The organism is Novipirellula caenicola, assembly GCF_039545035.1.
Classification (GTDB): Bacteria; Planctomycetota; Planctomycetia; order Pirellulales; family Pirellulaceae; genus Novipirellula; species Novipirellula caenicola.
The window spans coordinates 383278-400289 of sequence record NZ_BAABRO010000002.1 but is presented as its reverse complement, the minus strand read 5'-3'; the positions used below and the strand labels follow the sequence as shown (position 1 = coordinate 400289).

General features: G+C 55.4%; 9 protein-coding genes. 5 read left to right on the top strand and 4 right to left on the bottom strand.

What is annotated here, in order from left to right:
- Positions 1–347 precede the first annotated feature (347 nt).
- Positions 348–2189 carry an alpha-amylase family glycosyl hydrolase gene (locus ABEA92_RS05435; protein ID WP_345682789.1) on the top strand — a complete coding sequence of 614 codons (1842 nt, stop codon included), beginning with the start codon at positions 348–350 and terminating at the stop codon, positions 2187–2189.
- 864 nt (positions 2190–3053) lie between these two features.
- On the opposite strand, the gene ABEA92_RS05430 is transcribed toward ABEA92_RS05435, so the two are convergent.
- Both ABEA92_RS05430 and ABEA92_RS05425 read right to left on the bottom strand, forming a co-directional pair.
- Positions 3054–3305, bottom strand: a complete 252-nt coding sequence (locus ABEA92_RS05430; protein ID WP_345682788.1) for a hypothetical protein — start codon at positions 3303–3305, stop codon at positions 3054–3056.
- 681 nt (positions 3306–3986) lie between these two features.
- Positions 3987–5687, bottom strand: coding sequence for an AMP-binding protein (locus ABEA92_RS05425; RefSeq protein ID WP_345682787.1), 1701 nt, complete (start codon positions 5685–5687; stop codon positions 3987–3989).
- Positions 5688–5939: 252 nt separating this feature from the next.
- Between ABEA92_RS05425 and ABEA92_RS05420 the strand changes: the two genes are divergently transcribed.
- Both ABEA92_RS05420 and ABEA92_RS05415 read left to right on the top strand, forming a co-directional pair.
- On the top strand, positions 5940–7121 hold the full coding sequence (locus ABEA92_RS05420) for a thiolase family protein (RefSeq protein ID WP_345682786.1): 1182 nt from the start codon (positions 5940–5942) through the stop codon (positions 7119–7121).
- Positions 7118–7981, top strand: a complete 864-nt coding sequence (locus tag ABEA92_RS05415) for an MBL fold metallo-hydrolase (RefSeq protein WP_345682785.1) — start codon at positions 7118–7120, stop codon at positions 7979–7981. Before ABEA92_RS05420 ends, ABEA92_RS05415 begins: the two co-directional genes overlap by 4 nt.
- On the opposite strand, the gene ABEA92_RS05410 is transcribed toward ABEA92_RS05415, so the two are convergent.
- A complete protein-coding gene (locus tag ABEA92_RS05410; protein ID WP_345682784.1) occupies positions 7922–11122 on the bottom strand; it encodes a rhamnogalacturonan lyase family protein in 3201 nt (1066 codons plus the stop codon). The genes ABEA92_RS05415 and ABEA92_RS05410 overlap by 60 nt on opposite strands.
- 781 nt (positions 11123–11903) lie before the next feature.
- Between ABEA92_RS05410 and ABEA92_RS05405 the strand changes: the two genes are divergently transcribed.
- A complete protein-coding gene (locus tag ABEA92_RS05405) occupies positions 11904–12443 on the top strand; it encodes a methanogen output domain 1-containing protein (RefSeq protein WP_345682783.1) in 540 nt (179 codons plus the stop codon).
- Between the two features lie 12 nt (positions 12444–12455).
- Positions 12456–16205: a PAS domain S-box protein gene (locus ABEA92_RS05400; RefSeq protein WP_345682782.1), complete on the top strand. Its 3750-nt coding sequence runs from the start codon at positions 12456–12458 to the stop codon at positions 16203–16205.
- A 97-nt stretch (positions 16206–16302) separates the two neighbouring features.
- On the opposite strand, the gene ABEA92_RS05395 is transcribed toward ABEA92_RS05400, so the two are convergent.
- A complete protein-coding gene (locus ABEA92_RS05395; RefSeq protein WP_345682781.1) occupies positions 16303–16929 on the bottom strand; it encodes an AAA family ATPase in 627 nt (208 codons plus the stop codon).
- Between the last annotated feature and the right edge of the window lie 83 nt (positions 16930–17012).

The window sequence follows — 17012 nt, the reverse complement described above, 5'->3', positions numbered from 1 at the left end:
ACAATCACGGTTTCGAGGATGAAGTGGCTCGGTCTACTTTATGCGTAACAAGTGAATTCGTCGAGCATTGGGGGTGTGAACGACGTATCGGTCCACGTCGACGTGTTCCGTTCGCCGTCTTCTGCAGTCGTATGATGATAACGTTCATGATCCTACGCCCTGTATCAATCAATCCGCGTTTATGCGGCCCCTGATGATGTAGCACGTGCCCCCAACTACCCCTGATCGGGATGGTGACCAAATATCGATTTGGTCGTGGTGCGAAAACTTCGGCACACTCTTTGCGTAAAGCAATTCGCCGCTCTCGAGTTGCTGGGCGTGCATCATCCATCTTTCAAGGAACGTCCATGTCAATCGCCATCTCGCCCGAATCAGCATCCGAAGCATCAAACGCTGCCAACCAAAACGAACAAACCAACTTGGCGGGCATGGGAGCCATCCTTCATGACAACGGAGTCGCGTTCCGCGTCTGGGCGCCGCACGCGGATCGCGTCAGCGTAATCGGGGACTTCAACGATTGGTCGGGGGACCGTCATCCTTTGCAAAACGAAGGCAACGGGTACTGGTACGGCAACGTCGAGGGGGCGGAAGCCGGCCAGGGATACAAGTTCCAAATCACCAACGGCGACCAGACATTCGATCGCATCGACCCCTATGCACGCGAGGTAACCAACTCGGTCGGCAAAGGAGTCATTCACGACTCTGCATATGATTGGGAAGGGGATGATTTTCAGATGCCCAATCACAACGAAATCGTCATCTACGAGATGCACATTGGCACGTTCCATCGCAGTGACGAGGATCAACCGGGGTCGTTCGACGACACGATCAAACGACTTCCCCATCTAAAACAACTCGGGGTCAATGTGCTGCAAATCATGCCAGTGGCGGAATTCGCCGGTGACCTTTCGTGGGGCTACAATCCGGCGCACATTTTTGCCGTTGAAAGTGCGTACGGCGGCCCGCTGGCGCTGAAGGACTTTGTCAAGCAGGCTCATGCCCACGGTTTCGCAGTGGTAATGGATGTGGTTTACAACCACTTTGGTCCGAGCGATTTGGATTTGTGGCGTTTCGATGGCTGGAGCGAAAACGACAAAGGCGGAATCTATTTCTACAATGACCATCGTTCTTCGACTCCGTGGGGCGAAACCCGTCCCGATTACGGTCGTGGCGAAGTGCGGCAATTTATCTACGACAACGCAAAAATGTGGCTCGAAGACTACCATGTCGATGGGCTGCGTTATGACATGACCGCCTACATCCGCACGATCAGCGGGATTGGTGATGATGACATCAGCGACGGATGGGGTTTGATGCAGTGGATCAATCGTGACTTGGCCCACCAGTTCCCCAATTGCTTGCTCGTTGCCGAAGATCTTCAAAAGAACAATTGGTTGACCAAGCCGCATGATCACGGCGGTGCGGGATTTTCCACTCAGTGGGATGCTGCGTTTGTGCACCCGATCCGCGAAGCGGTCCAGCAGATCGATGACGCTCATCGCGACATGTGGGCGGTGCGAGACGCGTTGTGCCATCGCTACAACGACGATGCGATGCAGCGAGTGATCTACAGTGAATCGCATGACGAAGTCGCCAACGGAAAGTCGCGAGTTCCGTCGGAAATCGACCAAGAAAACCCAGAGAGTGCACATGCGCAGAAACGCTCGGTGCTTGCCGCAGCGTTGGCGCTGACCGCCCCAGGAATCCCGATGCTATTCCAGGGGCAAGAGTTGCTCGAAGACGATTGGTTCGACGACACGGACCCAATCGACTGGGATCGTGCCGATCAATTCAAAGGGATCAAACAGTTGTTTCGTGATCTGATTCGATTGCGACTTAACCGTGAAGGAACGACGCGAGGTCTGCTGGGCCAGCACATTCACGTGCATCACGTCAACGATGGTGACAAGGTGATCGCGTTCGTACGATCTGGCCACGAGGATCCTGAAGGAGACGTCGTGGTGTTGGCGAATTTTGCAAATCGCAGTTGGGACGATTACGAAATTGGTTTCCCCGCAGCTGGACACTGGAAATTGCGTTTCAACTCGGATTGGAAAGGCTACAGCGAAGCGTTTGCCGATAAAGATGTCGATGACGTGGTGGCCGAAGAAACGCACCGCGACGGTTTGCCCGCGACCGCAAAATTGTCGTTCGGTCCCTACGCAGTGTTGGTGTTTTCCAAGCCCTAAACTTCATCGTCGGCAAGCTGTCCTAGCTGGAACCGCTACGATCAACCGGCTGCACGTAACAAGCGAGTTGATCCTCGCTTCGGCGGTCAAACTCGCGTCACGCCAACGGCTTGGAAAGCCGAGCGACAATGCTTCCCTCGTAGCGAAACTCGTCAAGAGTTTCGGCACCGGCAACACCCGCGAACTTCAGGTCAACGGCCGCGATACCAACAGAACGGTATTGAAAAAGTAAAATTGTAAATTGACAATTGAAAACTGCTGACAGTCGGAGCCGCGCACGAGGCGACCGCATGTTGCCTTGGTCGTCATGCCAGGCAAACCGACGTTCCAACTGCTTAGGAAGCGAGACGTTCCTCGCTTCGGTGGTCAAACTCGAGTCACGCTAACGGCTTGGAAAGCCGTGCGACAATGTTTCCCTCGTAGCGAAACTCGTCAAGAGTTTCGGCACCGGCAACGACCGCGAACTTCACGCCGACGGCCGCGATACCAAACGCAAGGTGTTGAAAAAGTAAAATTGTAAATTGACATTTGAAAACTGCTGACCCTCGCCGCAACGCATGTGGCGACCGCATGTAGCCTTGGTCGTCACGCCAAGGAAACCGGCGTTTCAAGTGCTTGCGAAACGAGATGGTCCTCGCTTTGGCGGTCAAACTCAGGGCCCGCTAACGGCTTGGAAAACCGTGCGACAATGCTCCTCGTAGCGGAACTCGTCAAGAGTTTCGGCACCGTCAACACCCACGACCTTCGGGTCAACCGCCGCGATACCAAACGAACGGTTATTGAAAAAGTAAAATTGTAAATTGACAATTGTAAATTGCTGAACCTCGCCGCAACGCACGCGGCGACCGCATGTTGCCTTGGTCGTCACGCCAGAGAAAGCGACGTTCCAAGTTTGCAGGAAACGGGATGGTCCTCGCTTTGACGGTCGAACTCGAGCCACGCTAACGGCTTGGAAAGCCGTGCGACAATGCTTCCCTCGTAGCGAAACTCGTCAAGAGTTTCGGCACCGTCAACACCCGCGACCTTCACGCCGACGGCCGCGATACCAAACGAATGGTATTGAAAAAGTAAAACTGTAAATTGCTGATTTCGCAGCCGCGCACGTGGAGACCGCATGTTGCCCGGTCGTCATGCCAAAGAAACCGGCGTTCCAAGGGCTCAGGAAACCAGATAATCCTCGCTTCGGCGGTCAAACTCGAGGACCGCTAACGGCTTGGAAAGCCGAGCGAAATTGCTCCTCGTAGCGAAACTCGTCAAGAGTTTCGGCACCGTCAACACCCGCGACCTTCACGCCGACGGCCGCGATACCAAACGAACGGTTATTGAAAAAGTAAAATTGTAAATTGACAATTGTAAACTGCTGACCCTCGCCGCAACGCACGCGGCGACCGCATGTTGCCTTGGTCGTCATGCCAAAGAAACCGACGATCCAAGTGCTTGCGAAACGGGATGGTCCTCGCTTTGACGGTCGAACTCGAGCCACGCCAACGGCTTGGAAAGCCGAGCGACATTGTCGGCCAGCTTTCCAAGCTGGAACCGCTACGATCAACCGGCTGCACGTAACAAGCCAGTTGATCCGCGCTTCAGCGGTCAATCTTGAGGCCCGCTAACGGCTTGGAAAGCCGTGCGACAATGCTTCCCTCGTAGCGAAACTCGTCAAGAGTTTCGGAACCTTCAACACCCGCGACCATCACGCCGACGACCCCAATACCAAACGAACGGTATTGAAAAAGTAAAATTGTAAATTGACAAGTGCAAACTGCTGACCGTCGCAACCACGCACGTGGCGACAGCGAACTATGCGGTTTCGATTTTTGCGATCGCTTGCAACCCAAGTTCCTCGATTGCCGTTTCGCGGATTTTGTACTTTTGGATTTTGCCCGTGACAGTCGTCGGAAATTGATCAACAAATTTCCAGTAATAAGGGACTTTGTATCGAGCCAGTGACTCGCTGCAAAACTCTCGCAATTCGTCTTCCGTTACCTCGCAACCGGCTTTGGGTTTGACCCATGCCAACACCGCTTCGCCAAACCGGCGGTCCGGCACACCGACAACTTGAACGTCTTCGACCGCTGGGTGTTGATACAGCCGCTCTTCGATCTCGCGAGGGTAAATGTTTTCGCCACCGCGAATGATCATATCGTGTAGCCGACCGGTGATGCGGAAATAACCATTGGATTGCCGCATCCCCAGGTCACCGGTGTGCAGCCATCCTTCGTCGTCGATCACGGCGGCGGTTTTATCCGGCATGTTGTAATAGCCGAGCATCACGCCGTGGCCACGACCGCAAAACTCACCTTGTTGTCCATCCTCGAGTTTTTGGTTGGTGATCGGATCGACGATCTTGGCCTCGAAACCAGGCAACGGACGCCCTACCGTGCCGACCCGCAGTTCAATTGGATCGTCGGTACGGGTTTGGGTGATGAGCGGCGACGCTTCGGTTTGTCCATAGCCGATCGTCATTTCCGATGCTCCCATGTCCGCTGTGACACGTTTCATCAACTCGATTGGGCAAGGGCTGCCAGCCATGATGCCGGTCCGCAGCGAGGCTAGGTCGCGGCCAGCGTAACTAGGGTGTTCCAGTTGAGCGATGAACATCGTCGGCACGCCATACAATGCGGTGCAGCGTTCCTTTTCAATCGCATCAAGTGTCGCCCCCGCACTGAAACACTCCGACGGGAACACCATCGCTGCCCCGTGAACAAGGCAGCATAGCGTGCCGAGAACACAACCAAAACAGTGATACAGTGGTACCGGTAACGCAATGCGATCCTGCGGACCGAGACGCTGAGATTGGCCTGCATAAAACGCATTGAGCAACACGTTGCGATGTGAAAGCGTTGCTCCTTTGGGGTGCCCCGTGGTGCCGGACGTGTACTGGATGTTAATCGCATCGGTGCACCGCAGCGTCTCGCTGATCTCCGCGACGTTCGCTGCTGGGACCGTTTCAGCTCGCTTCAAAAAATCATCCCACATCATTGCATAGCGGTGCGGATCGCCTCGCAAACCCACCACCCACTTCAACTTAGGAAAGTCCGCCGATTCCAAAGCCCCCGGCGACGCGGTGGCAAGATCGGGACACGCTTTTTCGAGCAATTCCCAAAAGTGAGTCGACTTGTGATGGTCGATCAACGCGATCCCGCGCACTTCGGATTGTTGCAGCGCGTACTTCAATTCATCCGCGCGGTACGACGGATTGATGTTCACCAACACCACTCCAATCCGCGCAGTCGCAAACTGCAGCAACACCCACTGGGGAACATTGGTGGCCCACACGCCGAAATGGTCGCCTGGTCGAAAACCCAACGCCAATAACCCTCGGGCACAATGCGTGACCGCGTCATCCAGCTCGGACCATGTCATGCGGTGCGGCGGGTCACAGAAGACAAACGCATCATGATTGGGATGCCGACGAGCGGTCTCCGTAAGAACCTGCCCGATTGTTAAACCATCGACCCAAGGTTTCGACGTTTCGTCTTGATTACGAATCGCGATCATGATTGGACTCCCGCCTTCGAGTACCTCTATTGTAAACGAGTGATAGAAATGCAGCCCAATTAAAAGCAATGAAAATCTTTTCCACCTCTCGCAGTGGCCTGCGTACAATGCGAAATAGGTGTACGAATCACGACCTGCAAGACGATCGGCGATTTTGGTTTCTGGAAAAACGTATGGGATGTTTCTTAAATGGGAAAAAAATCTCAGATGGGAAAGCGTGCCGTGCAATCGATTCACGGGTGAGGTCAGCGGATGGGGGACGCCTTTATTTTGTCGGCCTGCCGAACGCCAATGGGGCGCTTCCAAGGCGAGTTGGCGACATTGCCAGCGACGGCGCTGGGGGCAATCGTGGTGCGTGAAGCGGTCGCACGGTCGCGTTTGTCGGTCGGGTCGGTCAACGAAGTCATTCTCGGTCAAGTATTGACGGCCGGCGTCGGCCAAGCCCCGGCGCGTCAAGCGGCGATTCACGCCGGCCTGCAACCTTCGGTCGCCGCGTTGACCATCAATAAAGTGTGCGGTTCGGGGCTGAAAGCGGTCATCTTGGCGGCCCAGGCAATCCAGTGCGGTGATGCCGATGTGGTGGTGGCCGGCGGAATGGAAAGCATGAGTCGGGCGGGCTGGGTATTGCCTCGCGACTCGCCAAAGGTAGGCGATCGCAGCCTGCTCGATTCGCTCACCCACGATGGGTTGACGTGCACGTTTAGCGGTAGCGCCATGGGAGAGATCGCGGACCAGTTGGCGGAAACCGCAGGGATCTCACGCAGCGAACAAGATCTGTATGCATTGCAAAGTCATCAACGTGCACTGCGAGCAATGGATGCAGGGGATTTTGCGGCAGAAACGGTGCCCGTGGTCGTTTCCAAACCGTCAGGCGACATGACGGTGCTACACGACTCAGGCCCACGCCGTGACGTCACGCTTGAGCGTCTGTCGGCGCTACAGCCGGCCTTTCTTCCGCAGGGGACCGTGACCGCTGGGAATGCCTCGATGATCAGCGACGGTGCCGCCGCGGTGGTCGTTGGAAATCGATCCGCCAGCGAGCGGTCGGGCCACCGGGCGCTTTGCCGCATCGTTGCATCGGCCACCTCGGGCAGCGACCCTTCGCAATTGTTTGTGACTCCGGTCGAGGCGATCTTGAACGTCGTCCGCAAATCAGGTCATTCGCTAAGCGATATCGATCTGTTTGAAATCAACGAAGCGTTCGCCGTCCAGATGCTGGCGTGTCTCAGCCAGCTTGCAATCCCGGTGGACCGAGTCAACGTAAACGGCGGCGCCATTTCACTGGGCCATCCGATTGGCGCGAGCGGGGCGAGGGTATTGGTGACGCTCATTCATGCATTGCAGGCTCGCGGAGGACGGTTGGGAGTCGCAGCACTCTGTTTAGGCGGAGGCAACGCGGTGGCGATGCTGGTCGATACCGAGGTGGCGACATGACGTCATGGATTCCGCTCGGAGCGATGCAGTTGTTGCCCGTTAGCGGCGGCACCTTGAGGATTGACGGTGGCAATATGTTCGGCGTCGTCCCACGGCTGCTTTGGGAACAAGTCGCAGCACCCGACGAGCAGCACCGAATTCGAGTCGAGACGAATTGTCTCGTCGTACGGACACCCAATTCACTCGGTCTGATCGATTGCGGTTACGGCAGCAAGGCACCTGAGAAAATTCGTCGTCGCTATGCGATGCAGCCGGGGGCTCCGCTGGTGCGTAATCTACGTGACCATGACATCGCACCCGAACAGCTTGATTGGGTGATTTTGACGCACTTGCATTTTGATCATGCCGGCGGATGCACCTATCGTGACGAGAATCATCGATTGCAGCCAACGTTTCACCGTGCTCGGCACTACGTCCAGCGAGTCGAGTGGGAGGACGGTGTGGGGGACGTCCCCGAATTGGCTGGATCCTATTTCAAAGATGACTTCGTGCCGTTGGCGGAAGCCGATTTGCTGCAGTGCGTCGATAGCAAATTCGATATCGAACCCGGAGTCACGATGTCACTGACCGGGGGACACACTCGCGGCCATCAAATGGTCAAGCTGAAGTCGCAGGGAGAAACGGCCATTTACCCCGCCGATCTGTTCCCGATGATGCCGCATCTGCAAACATTTTGGACCTTGGCGTATGACCAATTCCCCATGATCGTTCGGCGTCTGAAACCGAGTCTCATCCGTGACATCATTGGGCACCAACGTTTGATGCTGTTTTCTCACGATCCGGATGTCGCGGCGGCGCGGTTAGTCATGGATGAATCGGGTAAACTTCGTGCCGATCCAATCATGCCCCTGCCCCATTAGTGCATCGATCGGGTCGGAATCGTCGTCCTTATCGATCCATCCATACTGCAGCGGTTGCATGGCCAAACCAAGCGGTGAAGGGACTTGACGCTGCCGTCCCATCTGATTGATCACCTCTAACGCGTCCAATGCGGTACCGTAGCCGTCTCGGTTGACATCCAAGTACGGCGAACCCGTGTCGCGGAATCGAGGTAAACGTGGTGATGATGGACTCCGCTGCAATGCGTTTACAATGACCAATGCATCGAGTGCCGAAATTTTGCCGTCATTGTTGACGTCAAACGGAGCATCGCTGTGGTGCCAAGGAAACGGATCCACGACGTCAATGTGAATCGTAGCCGAATCGGTTTTTGCAGGAGTTCCAGTGTCGGTAACCAAGACCGTCACATCAATGGATTGGTTACCGTATTGCTGATCGGGAGTCCACGTAAACAGTCCTGTCGATGGATCGATGCTCGAGCCAGGCGGTGATCCAGCATCGAGACTGTAGGTCAGTTCATTTGCCGGAACATCTAGATCCGTAGCAGTCACCCGAAAACGTAGCTCGGTACCGACATTAACCGACTTATCATCAATGGGAGCGATCACAGGAGCTTGGTTGACGTTTCCGGCATAATAGATCGCGGGAATCGGGGCCTCTTGCATGTCGGCACCAACAAAGAAACTTGGGTGCGGAGGTTGGTTGTAGCCAGTGTTTTGCCAAGCGATTGCCACACGATACTGTGTGTCATGCATCAACGTGTAAAGCCGGTTCTCAGCGGGAATGATGGTGGTGTAAATATCGAGAGCGGTGTTGTCACTGCGTCGCCAAATCACCTCTTCACGCCAATCTCCGAAAATATCTGCTGACAACGCGGGCGTACGTTTCGATCCGTTATTGGAGGAGGCACCCGGAGCAAAAATTTGACTTCGGCTGGTGCCTGGATCCAAATCAAAGTTGGAGCGCCCGGGATTGTTCCATTCCGAGATCGTCGTTCCGTCGAGCAATTCGCGAGTCAGGTCGGCATCCCACCAAACGACAAAGTTGATGAACATATTTGCGGACATGTCGTACAGTGGGTTACCTGCGGCGCTATAGACTTTTGGGTTTTCGACGCTAGCCCACATTTCGTAGCCGGGTGAGTTGGGATCGATATCGGCTGCCACGCCACGCCCAATGTCACCGGTGCCGGGGATCGCGAAGATCAATTCGCCCGTTGCCGCGTCACGAAATTCGCCACCAACACCCTGATGGGACGACGGATCTTCGTGGACCATGAAGATTTCTTGCCCAGGCCGAGTGGGATCCATGTCACTCATGTGCAATGCGTCACCGTGACCCAAGGTGGTAGAGTACAAACCGCGGCCATCATCATCGATCGCTGCGGCGCCATAGATGATCTCATCGCGTCCATCGCCATCGCCATCGCCAATGCTCAGCGAGTGAGCTCCTTCGCCGATATACTCGGAATTGACGTTGTCGTTGATGTTTTGGCCCGCTTTGAAGTGCCATCGCAGGGAAAGTTGGCCGTCGCGAAAATCATACGCTGCCACCTCGTTGCGTGCCTGACCGCCACCTTGGGCGTCGTAATAGCCGCGGCCGAATACGACGCTTGGGCGTGCCCCATCCAAATAGGCAACGCCTGCGGTAAACCGGTCGACACGGTTTCCATAGCTGTCGCCCCACTGAGTCACCGAGCCCCGCGCGGGCTCAAACGGGACCGTCGAAAGTGCTTGTCCGGTTAACCCCGAGAAGACCGTCAAATATTCAGGGCCACTCAAAATGTACCCGCCGTCGTTTCGATAGTCGTCCGAAACGTTGTCCGCATCCAACAACACCGCATCCCCTGAGCCGTCGATCGTTCCCGGTGCCGTCTTGGTGATCACTTCCGATTTTCCGTCGCCGTCAAAGTCGTAAACCATGAACTGGGTATAGTGCGCACCGGCTCGGATATTCCTTCCTAAATCGATTCGCCACAGCAACGTCCCGTCCATTCGATAGGCATCGAGCAAGACGTTTCCCGTCGTGCCTGATTGCGAGTTGTCTTTGGCGTTCGAGGGATCCCATTTTAAGATGATTTCATACTGCCCGTCTCCGTCAACATCTCCGACGCTGGCATCATTGGCTTCGTAGTGATAGTCGGGCCCAGGGGCGGGGATTTGAAGCGGGATACTGATCCGCTGCTGCACGGTTGCGTCTGCCGGCAACTCGTACGATTCACTTGCCGGTTGTTCCATTCCAGCGACAATGGCACGTACAAAGTATGTGTTGCTCTTCGTCAGGTCGGCGGTGGTGTCGACGAAGTCGGTTGTTCGAGTCAGCGGGGATGCATTCAACAAGACTGCGGCGGCCCCATCCGTCGAGCGATACAAATTGAAACCAATCTCACGGGGGTCATCGCCGAACAACCGCCACCCGATGTAGGCCTCGGTGTCGGATCTTCGTACGGCTACCACGCCTCGATTGAGCCGTTCGACTTGTCGCGGCGGCTGCGGGATCGCTGAATACTGTATCGTCAGCGTGGGACGGAGGTTTGGATCGGCGTTTTCTCTTGAACCATACCCCCACCCACGAACATTTCCTGTGTCCACCCGCGCAATGAAGGTTACGAATCCGTCATCGTCCACGCGGTCATTAAGAAATGCGACCAAGTCGTTGCCTGACAATCGTTGAGGGGCAACCGAGTTATCGACCGACTCGCTAACATCCGCTCCGCTCTCGGCGTCCAAGTTAGCCACTCGCGATAGATCTAGCCCGTCGCCAAACCTGTTGGTGTACTCCGCGCCTAAGTCGTTGTCCGCCAACGCATATTCGTTCCATTGTTGAGGCGTGTTTCCACCAAGATCGAGTAATCCAAAAACATCGAAACGATCTGCATTGATCGTGTCATTGCGGATGCCTTGCACTTTGTTGAGCGTCAATTCGGCAGACAAGACCTGATCGATATTCAATGCCGACAGATCAAAGCGAATGTATCCCAAGAAGTCGTTGCCGTTGAAATCGAGCACTTCGATCACTTCGGATCCGCCCACGTTCGAGTCTTTTCGAGTGTAGGTGTCCGCGACCGGAAACAGCGAGATGGCCGACAGCACACATCGTGCTTCCAGCGACTCAAAGCTTCGACGAAATTTCTGACGCTGTGCATGACAAAATCTCTGCATCGAGAGAGCGTCCTTCCAGAGCAAGAGTGAAAGGCGAGGTTGTCAACGACCAGAGCAAACGCAATGACTGTGTTGCGTTCCGATGGGCAATGACCGCACGCCAAAAATAGAGAGGCTGTATTGTAAGGGGGCAGACATAAAACAGAATGAGAATTGCCGCAGTTCGGTTGTGCTATTTCCCCGCTCGAGGGCGTTCGTTTCGTAGCGACGAGTGAAGCCGCAAAAGCGAGACGCGTCGAACGTGGCGAAGCATTTAGCCAAGGCAATCCATTGGATTGCCGTTTCGTAGCGACGCTCGCCAGAGCGTGGTTGGTTGCCGCGCAAATGAATCACCATTTTCTGGCGAAGGTCGCCACGAGAGAATGCTTCACTGCGTTACGCCGCATTGCTACAAACGCCAACCGTTGAGTTGCCAAATAGATGGCACTGTCATTAAGCCATTCGCTCGCACTGGCGTACTGGATTCCAAGCCGCTCAATCGCGTACTGTCGATACAAGCTGTTCCAACTACGTGGAGTGTTACGATGCCCCCCGTGTGGAAACGGCTGGGGCTGGAAAAAGGGGGCGAAAGCGTGCCAATTTAAGGGGCATGCCAATAAATTGCATTGCTAATAGCGGCCTAATCCGTTCCAATTTATTGTGTTCATAACAACACCAACCGTCCATCATCGTGGGGGGGCTTGTTCTTCGCTAATAATGCTCTGCACCCGATCCAATCCCCACACAAGCGGGGCACGCAGCGATTGTTTCCCCTCGTTTAGGTCACTACCAGAGGCGTACCATGTCGGACCCCGCGTTGAACGAATTGCCCATCATTCAAGACTTATCACTTCCGCTTGAGCGAGACGTGTTTTTGCGGACGCTGATCCGCGAATTGTCCGGGACGCTGCAAGATGTCGTCGGTCTGGACGAGGCGTCTGGATTTATCAGCATCGTGGGCCAACGTGTGGGCGATCAGATCAACGAAGATTACCGGACCGCGCTCAGCGTCGATCAGCTCGATCGTCACCAGGTGGCCGAGGTCTTGGTCGATCTGAAACGCCGAATCCAAGGCGATTTCTACGTCGTTCATGAAGACGATGACAAAATCGTCCTCAAGAACCGCAGCTGCCCGTTTGCAGAGAAAGTGATCGGTCGCCCGTCGCTGTGTATGATGACGTCGAATGTTTTTGGGGTGATTGCATCGGAAAATCTTGGTTATGCCAAGGTCGTCATCGAAGAAGCGATCGCGCGCGGGGACGCCGGTTGCACGATTGTGGTTCATCTGCGGCCGACCGCAAACGCCATGGCGGCGGACGGTCGTGAGTATCTAAAAGCCTAAAGTTTGAGCTCCATGTCACCCGCAGAATTTGCTTCTCTCGCCGATCGATTTTCCGAAGCGGCTTTGCTGCTCTCGCGCGATGGCACCGTGCTGGCGGTAAACCGTCCATGTCTTCGTTTGCCGATTGCCCACGCGCCGATGGTTGGGCGGCGATTGACGGAATTGTCCTGTTCCCCCGAAGACGATGTGAATCGCTATCTACGCGATTGTGCACGCAACCGTGATTCGGTCATTGGCGTTTTGAAATTTGAAACGACGCAAGGCGAAAATGTGGCGTTTCGCTGCGACGGGGCACTGCTGCATCATGATCCCGATGGCGGCAACACCCAGTTGATGATCAAATTGGTGCCGCGTGAACAATCAACAACGCATTTCGCGGTTCTAAATCAAAAACTAACCGATTTAAACGAAGAGATGCGGCGACGCCAACAGTTGCAACAGCAATTGTTGGCACAGGGCGAATCGTTGCGAGTGACGTTGGCAAGTATTGGCGACGGCGTGATCGTCTCGGACACCAATGGGTTGGTCACCTTCATCAACCCGATCGCTGAAAAGTTAACCGGTTGGCAACAAGATCATGCGGTCGGCCAGCCGGTGGAACAAGTTTTCAAGATCGTCGACGAAACGACCCGTCGACCTCAGCAAAACCCGGCTTCTCGCGCGCTGCGTGAACGCAGGATCGTCGGGCTTGCCAATCACAGCGTTTTGATCAGCCGGGATTCCAGTGAACGGCCGATCGACGATAGTGCTGCTCCGATCCAAGATGGCGAGGGTGACATTTTAGGAGTCGTGCTGGTCTTTCGCGATGTGTCCGAGCGACGCGCCGCAGAGATCGAGCAGGGTCGATTGGCGGCACTGGTCGATTCGTCCGAAGATGCGATCCTGGGCTTGACCTTCTCGGGTGTCGTTACCGACTGGAACGCCGGAGCGGAAAAACTGTTCGGTTTTGCTGCCGAAGAGACCGTGGGCCAATCGATCTTCGCTACGATCGCGCCAGCGGAAGCGAAAGAAGAGGTCTTGGAAACGCTTCGGCGTGTCCAGCAAGGCGAACGTGTCGAGCCGTTCGAGGCGATTCGGTTGCGGAAAAATGGACAAGTGGTCCCTGTAGAGATTCGTATCTCGCCGATCCGCGATAGTGAGGGAAATGTCGTGGGCGCGTCGGCAATCGACCGTGACATTTCTCAACAGAAGGCTGCCGAACTGCGGCGTAACGCGCGGATGGCGGTGGCCCAGGTGATTGCCGACCAAAAAGATGACGCGCAGGCGATCAAAAAAATCCTGGCCGTTTTGGGCAGTACGTTGAACTGGGATGCCGTTTGCTTTTGGAGTCCCGACTCGGATCCCACCCAATTGAAACTAACTCATGCCTGGTGTTCGCACGACTCGGATCTCGCAGCGAAGTCGGACGACTCGTCCTCGCGGACGTGCCAACTTGGTAGCGGAATTGCAGGCCATGTCGCGCAAAGCGGTGACCCGTTGTGGATTTCCGATATCGCCAGCGATGAGCGATTTGGTCACGATTCTTCCGCTATGCAGATCGGTTCACACGCCGTATTGGCGTATCCTGTTCGGATCGATGGGGCCTCCTTTGGCGTCATCGTGTTGCACAGCAGCGAAGTGAGACCTTCGGACGAAGAACTGATCGAGATGATGGGAACCGTCGTTTCCCAGTTGGGGCAATTTCTAGAGCGGTGTCATGCCGAGCGGAAACTTCGTCTCAGCCAGCAGGAGTTGGTCACCAGCGAAGAACGTCTTCGGCTCGCCCTGGATGCAGGACGGATGGGCAGCTGGGAATGGAAAATCCCTAGCGGCACGGTGATTTGGTCATCGACGCTGGAAAAGATCCACGGCATCCCCGAAGGAAGTTTCGATGGCTCGTTCGAGACCTTTCAGCGGGATATCTATCCCGAGGATCGAGACCGCGTCTTGAACACGATTCAAAGCACCGTTCGGCAAGGCCATTTGCATCATCTCGAGTACCGAATCGTATGGCCCGATGGCAGCGTTCACTGGCTCGAGTCTCGTGGCAGTGTGTTTCGCGACGACGCGGGAAACCCGGTTCGCATGATTGGTGTCTGTTCGGACATCACCGAACGCAAGCATCTAGAACAGACGCTTCGGTTTTTGGCCGAGTCGAGTAAGTCGTTGTCAACTTTAGTCGATTACAAATCGACGCTACAGAAAATTGCCAGCCTGTCGGTTCCCGATTTTGCGGATTGGTGTACCGTTGATATGCTCGAAGCCGAAGGGGCGGTACAGCGTTTGGCAGTCGCGCATGCGGATCCAAGCAAGGTGATGCTCGCCGAAGAACTGCATCGACGTTACCCGCCTGACGCGGATGCCGAATACGGAGTGATGAAGGTGCTGCGGACGGGCGAGGCCGAATTGGTACCAGAGATCCCGGATTCGCTGTTGCAAACCGCTGCCCAAAACGACGAGCATTTGGCGATGCTGCGTCAACTATCGTTGGCGTCCTACATGTGCGTGCCGCTGCGGGTCAAGGAGAAAGTGTTAGGCGTAGTGACTTTCGTCGGCGCCGAATCCGGTCGTCGCTATAGCGAAACGGACTTGGCCATGGCAGCCGACTTGGCCCACCGTGCGGCGATCGCGATTCAGAACGCGCTGCTGTACCAACAGGTTCGCGAGGCTGATCGCCGCAAAGACGAGTTCCTGGCGATGCTGGCTCATGAATTGCGAAATCCACTCGCGCCGATTCGCAGCGGACTTGATCTGTTGGCCATGGACTCGGCTGGTCATCGCGAGATCGTTGAATTGATGCAGGATCAAGTCGAACATGTGGTGCGATTGGTCGACGATTTGTTGGACGTCTCGCGGATCATGCGAGGCAAAGTGGAACTTCGCAAAGAAACGGTGAAGCTGGCGGATCTGATCAAACGCTCGGTCCATGCGGTCCAGTCTACGGTCGAAAGTCGGCATCAAAAATTGAACGTGCATGTCGCTGCCGATCCGATGCACGTCCATGTCGATCCCGTACGAATTGTCCAGGTGATCGAAAACTTGTTGACCAACGCGTCGAAATACATGGATTCCGGAGGCAAGATTGATTTGACCGTCCAGCGTGATGAAAACATGGCGGTGATCACCGTGCGAGATACCGGAGTGGGGATCGAAAAAGAACTCTTGCCGCAAGTCTTTGACTTGTTCACTCAGTCCTCGCGGTCACTTGATCGGTCGCAAGGCGGTTTGGGAATCGGCTTGACGCTCGTGCAGCGGCTTGTCGAAATGCACTCGGGATCGGTTTCCGCTCACAGTGAAGGACTCGGCCACGGCAGCACCTTCGTGGTGCATCTGCCGCTTGTCGAAGCCGCCGGAAACTCCCCAATCCTGCTCAACGAAGATGACGCGGTCGCGGCGTGTCGCGTTAGTGTTGTCGATGACAACCGATCGGCAGCTTGGTTGTTGAAGGCGCTACTAAAGAAAGTCGGCGATCACGAAGTCGAAACCGCATCGGACGGACCGACGCTGTTGGCGCGAATCAACGAATTCCAGCCGCAAGTCGTGTTTTTGGACATCGGACTGCCTGGCATGGACGGTCACCAAGTCGCCAAAGCAATACGAACGCAACCCGATTTGGATGACGTGCTGCTGGTGGCACTAACCGGGTACGGTCAAGAAGAAGATCGTAAAAACTCGCGTGCCGCCGGGTTTGACTTGCATCTTGTCAAACCGCCGTCGGTGACTCAAATCAAAAGCGTGTTCTCGCACCCAAAGCTAGCAGCGCACAACGCCAAACGCTCCTAGCGAATGCGTCAACCGATTCGATCCCGGCGGCAACGACAACGATCGTCCCGCACGAATTTCGCGACGTTCAACGGTGGTTTGCAACCTTCACAAAACTCTAGCCTGCCGAATTCACCGCGGTATCGTCTCCCTCTGGTCTCGCAGCGTGATTCGGCTCGTTCCAAGCAAGGATCTGATCGACCGTCAAGTCGTGTCGCCAGTGACTCATCCAGTGGCGAATCGTAGCAGCGGGGACGCGGTGATCTTGACGTGTGGATTCGGCAAGACGCTCGGCCCAGGCATCGAGTAATTCGCGGTCGACATAGCGTTGGTACTTCAGCAACACCCGCAATTCGAGCCACCATGAGGAATCCGGCTCAGCCAATTCAACGCGATAGCCGTGTTCGTACGCCAATGCGACATAGCGACGAGTCTCGAGGTTCAATCCATTACCACGGTCAACCACAATCGGGGTAGCCGCGTGACGGATTGCTTGGCGAAATCGCTCGAAATTCCATTGCCTCGCCGCTGGCAAAAGCGCTTCGCTATAGTCGTAAGATGCAGGATCGTCACCGACCTGCGAGTAGAAATACTGGTCGGTTTCCAGCACGACACCTTTGCCCGCGGCCAACCGCCGAGCAAGATGGCTTTTACCACATCCCGGCAAACCTCGCATCAAGTAGACCAATTTTTTGTTGTTTGCCATCGCGTCCAAAACGCCCTCTGCGGATTTGGTAAGTATCAAAGAGACGCTTCGGCTTGTTTGCCACAACGATGTCGATTCGCCCGCCCGCCTACTCGCTGCTGGCGGGCGACAATCGAATCGAC

Excerpts from the sequence above, each read along its gene's own strand:
- ABEA92_RS05435 (WP_345682789.1), top strand. The coding sequence starts at position 348 with ATGTCAATCGCCATCTCGCCCGAATCAGCATCCGAAGCATCAAACGCT.
- ABEA92_RS05430 (WP_345682788.1), bottom strand. The coding sequence starts at position 3,305 with ATGCGGTCTCCACGTGCGCGGCTGCGAAATCAGCAATTTACAGTTTTA.
- ABEA92_RS05425 (WP_345682787.1), bottom strand. The coding sequence starts at position 5,687 with ATGATCGCGATTCGTAATCAAGACGAAACGTCGAAACCTTGGGTCGAT.
- ABEA92_RS05420 (WP_345682786.1), top strand. The coding sequence starts at position 5,940 with ATGGGGGACGCCTTTATTTTGTCGGCCTGCCGAACGCCAATGGGGCGC.
- ABEA92_RS05415 (WP_345682785.1), top strand. The coding sequence starts at position 7,118 with ATGACGTCATGGATTCCGCTCGGAGCGATGCAGTTGTTGCCCGTTAGC.
- ABEA92_RS05410 (WP_345682784.1), bottom strand. The coding sequence starts at position 11,122 with ATGCAGAGATTTTGTCATGCACAGCGTCAGAAATTTCGTCGAAGCTTT.
- ABEA92_RS05405 (WP_345682783.1), top strand. The coding sequence starts at position 11,904 with ATGTCGGACCCCGCGTTGAACGAATTGCCCATCATTCAAGACTTATCA.
- ABEA92_RS05400 (WP_345682782.1), top strand. The coding sequence starts at position 12,456 with ATGTCACCCGCAGAATTTGCTTCTCTCGCCGATCGATTTTCCGAAGCG.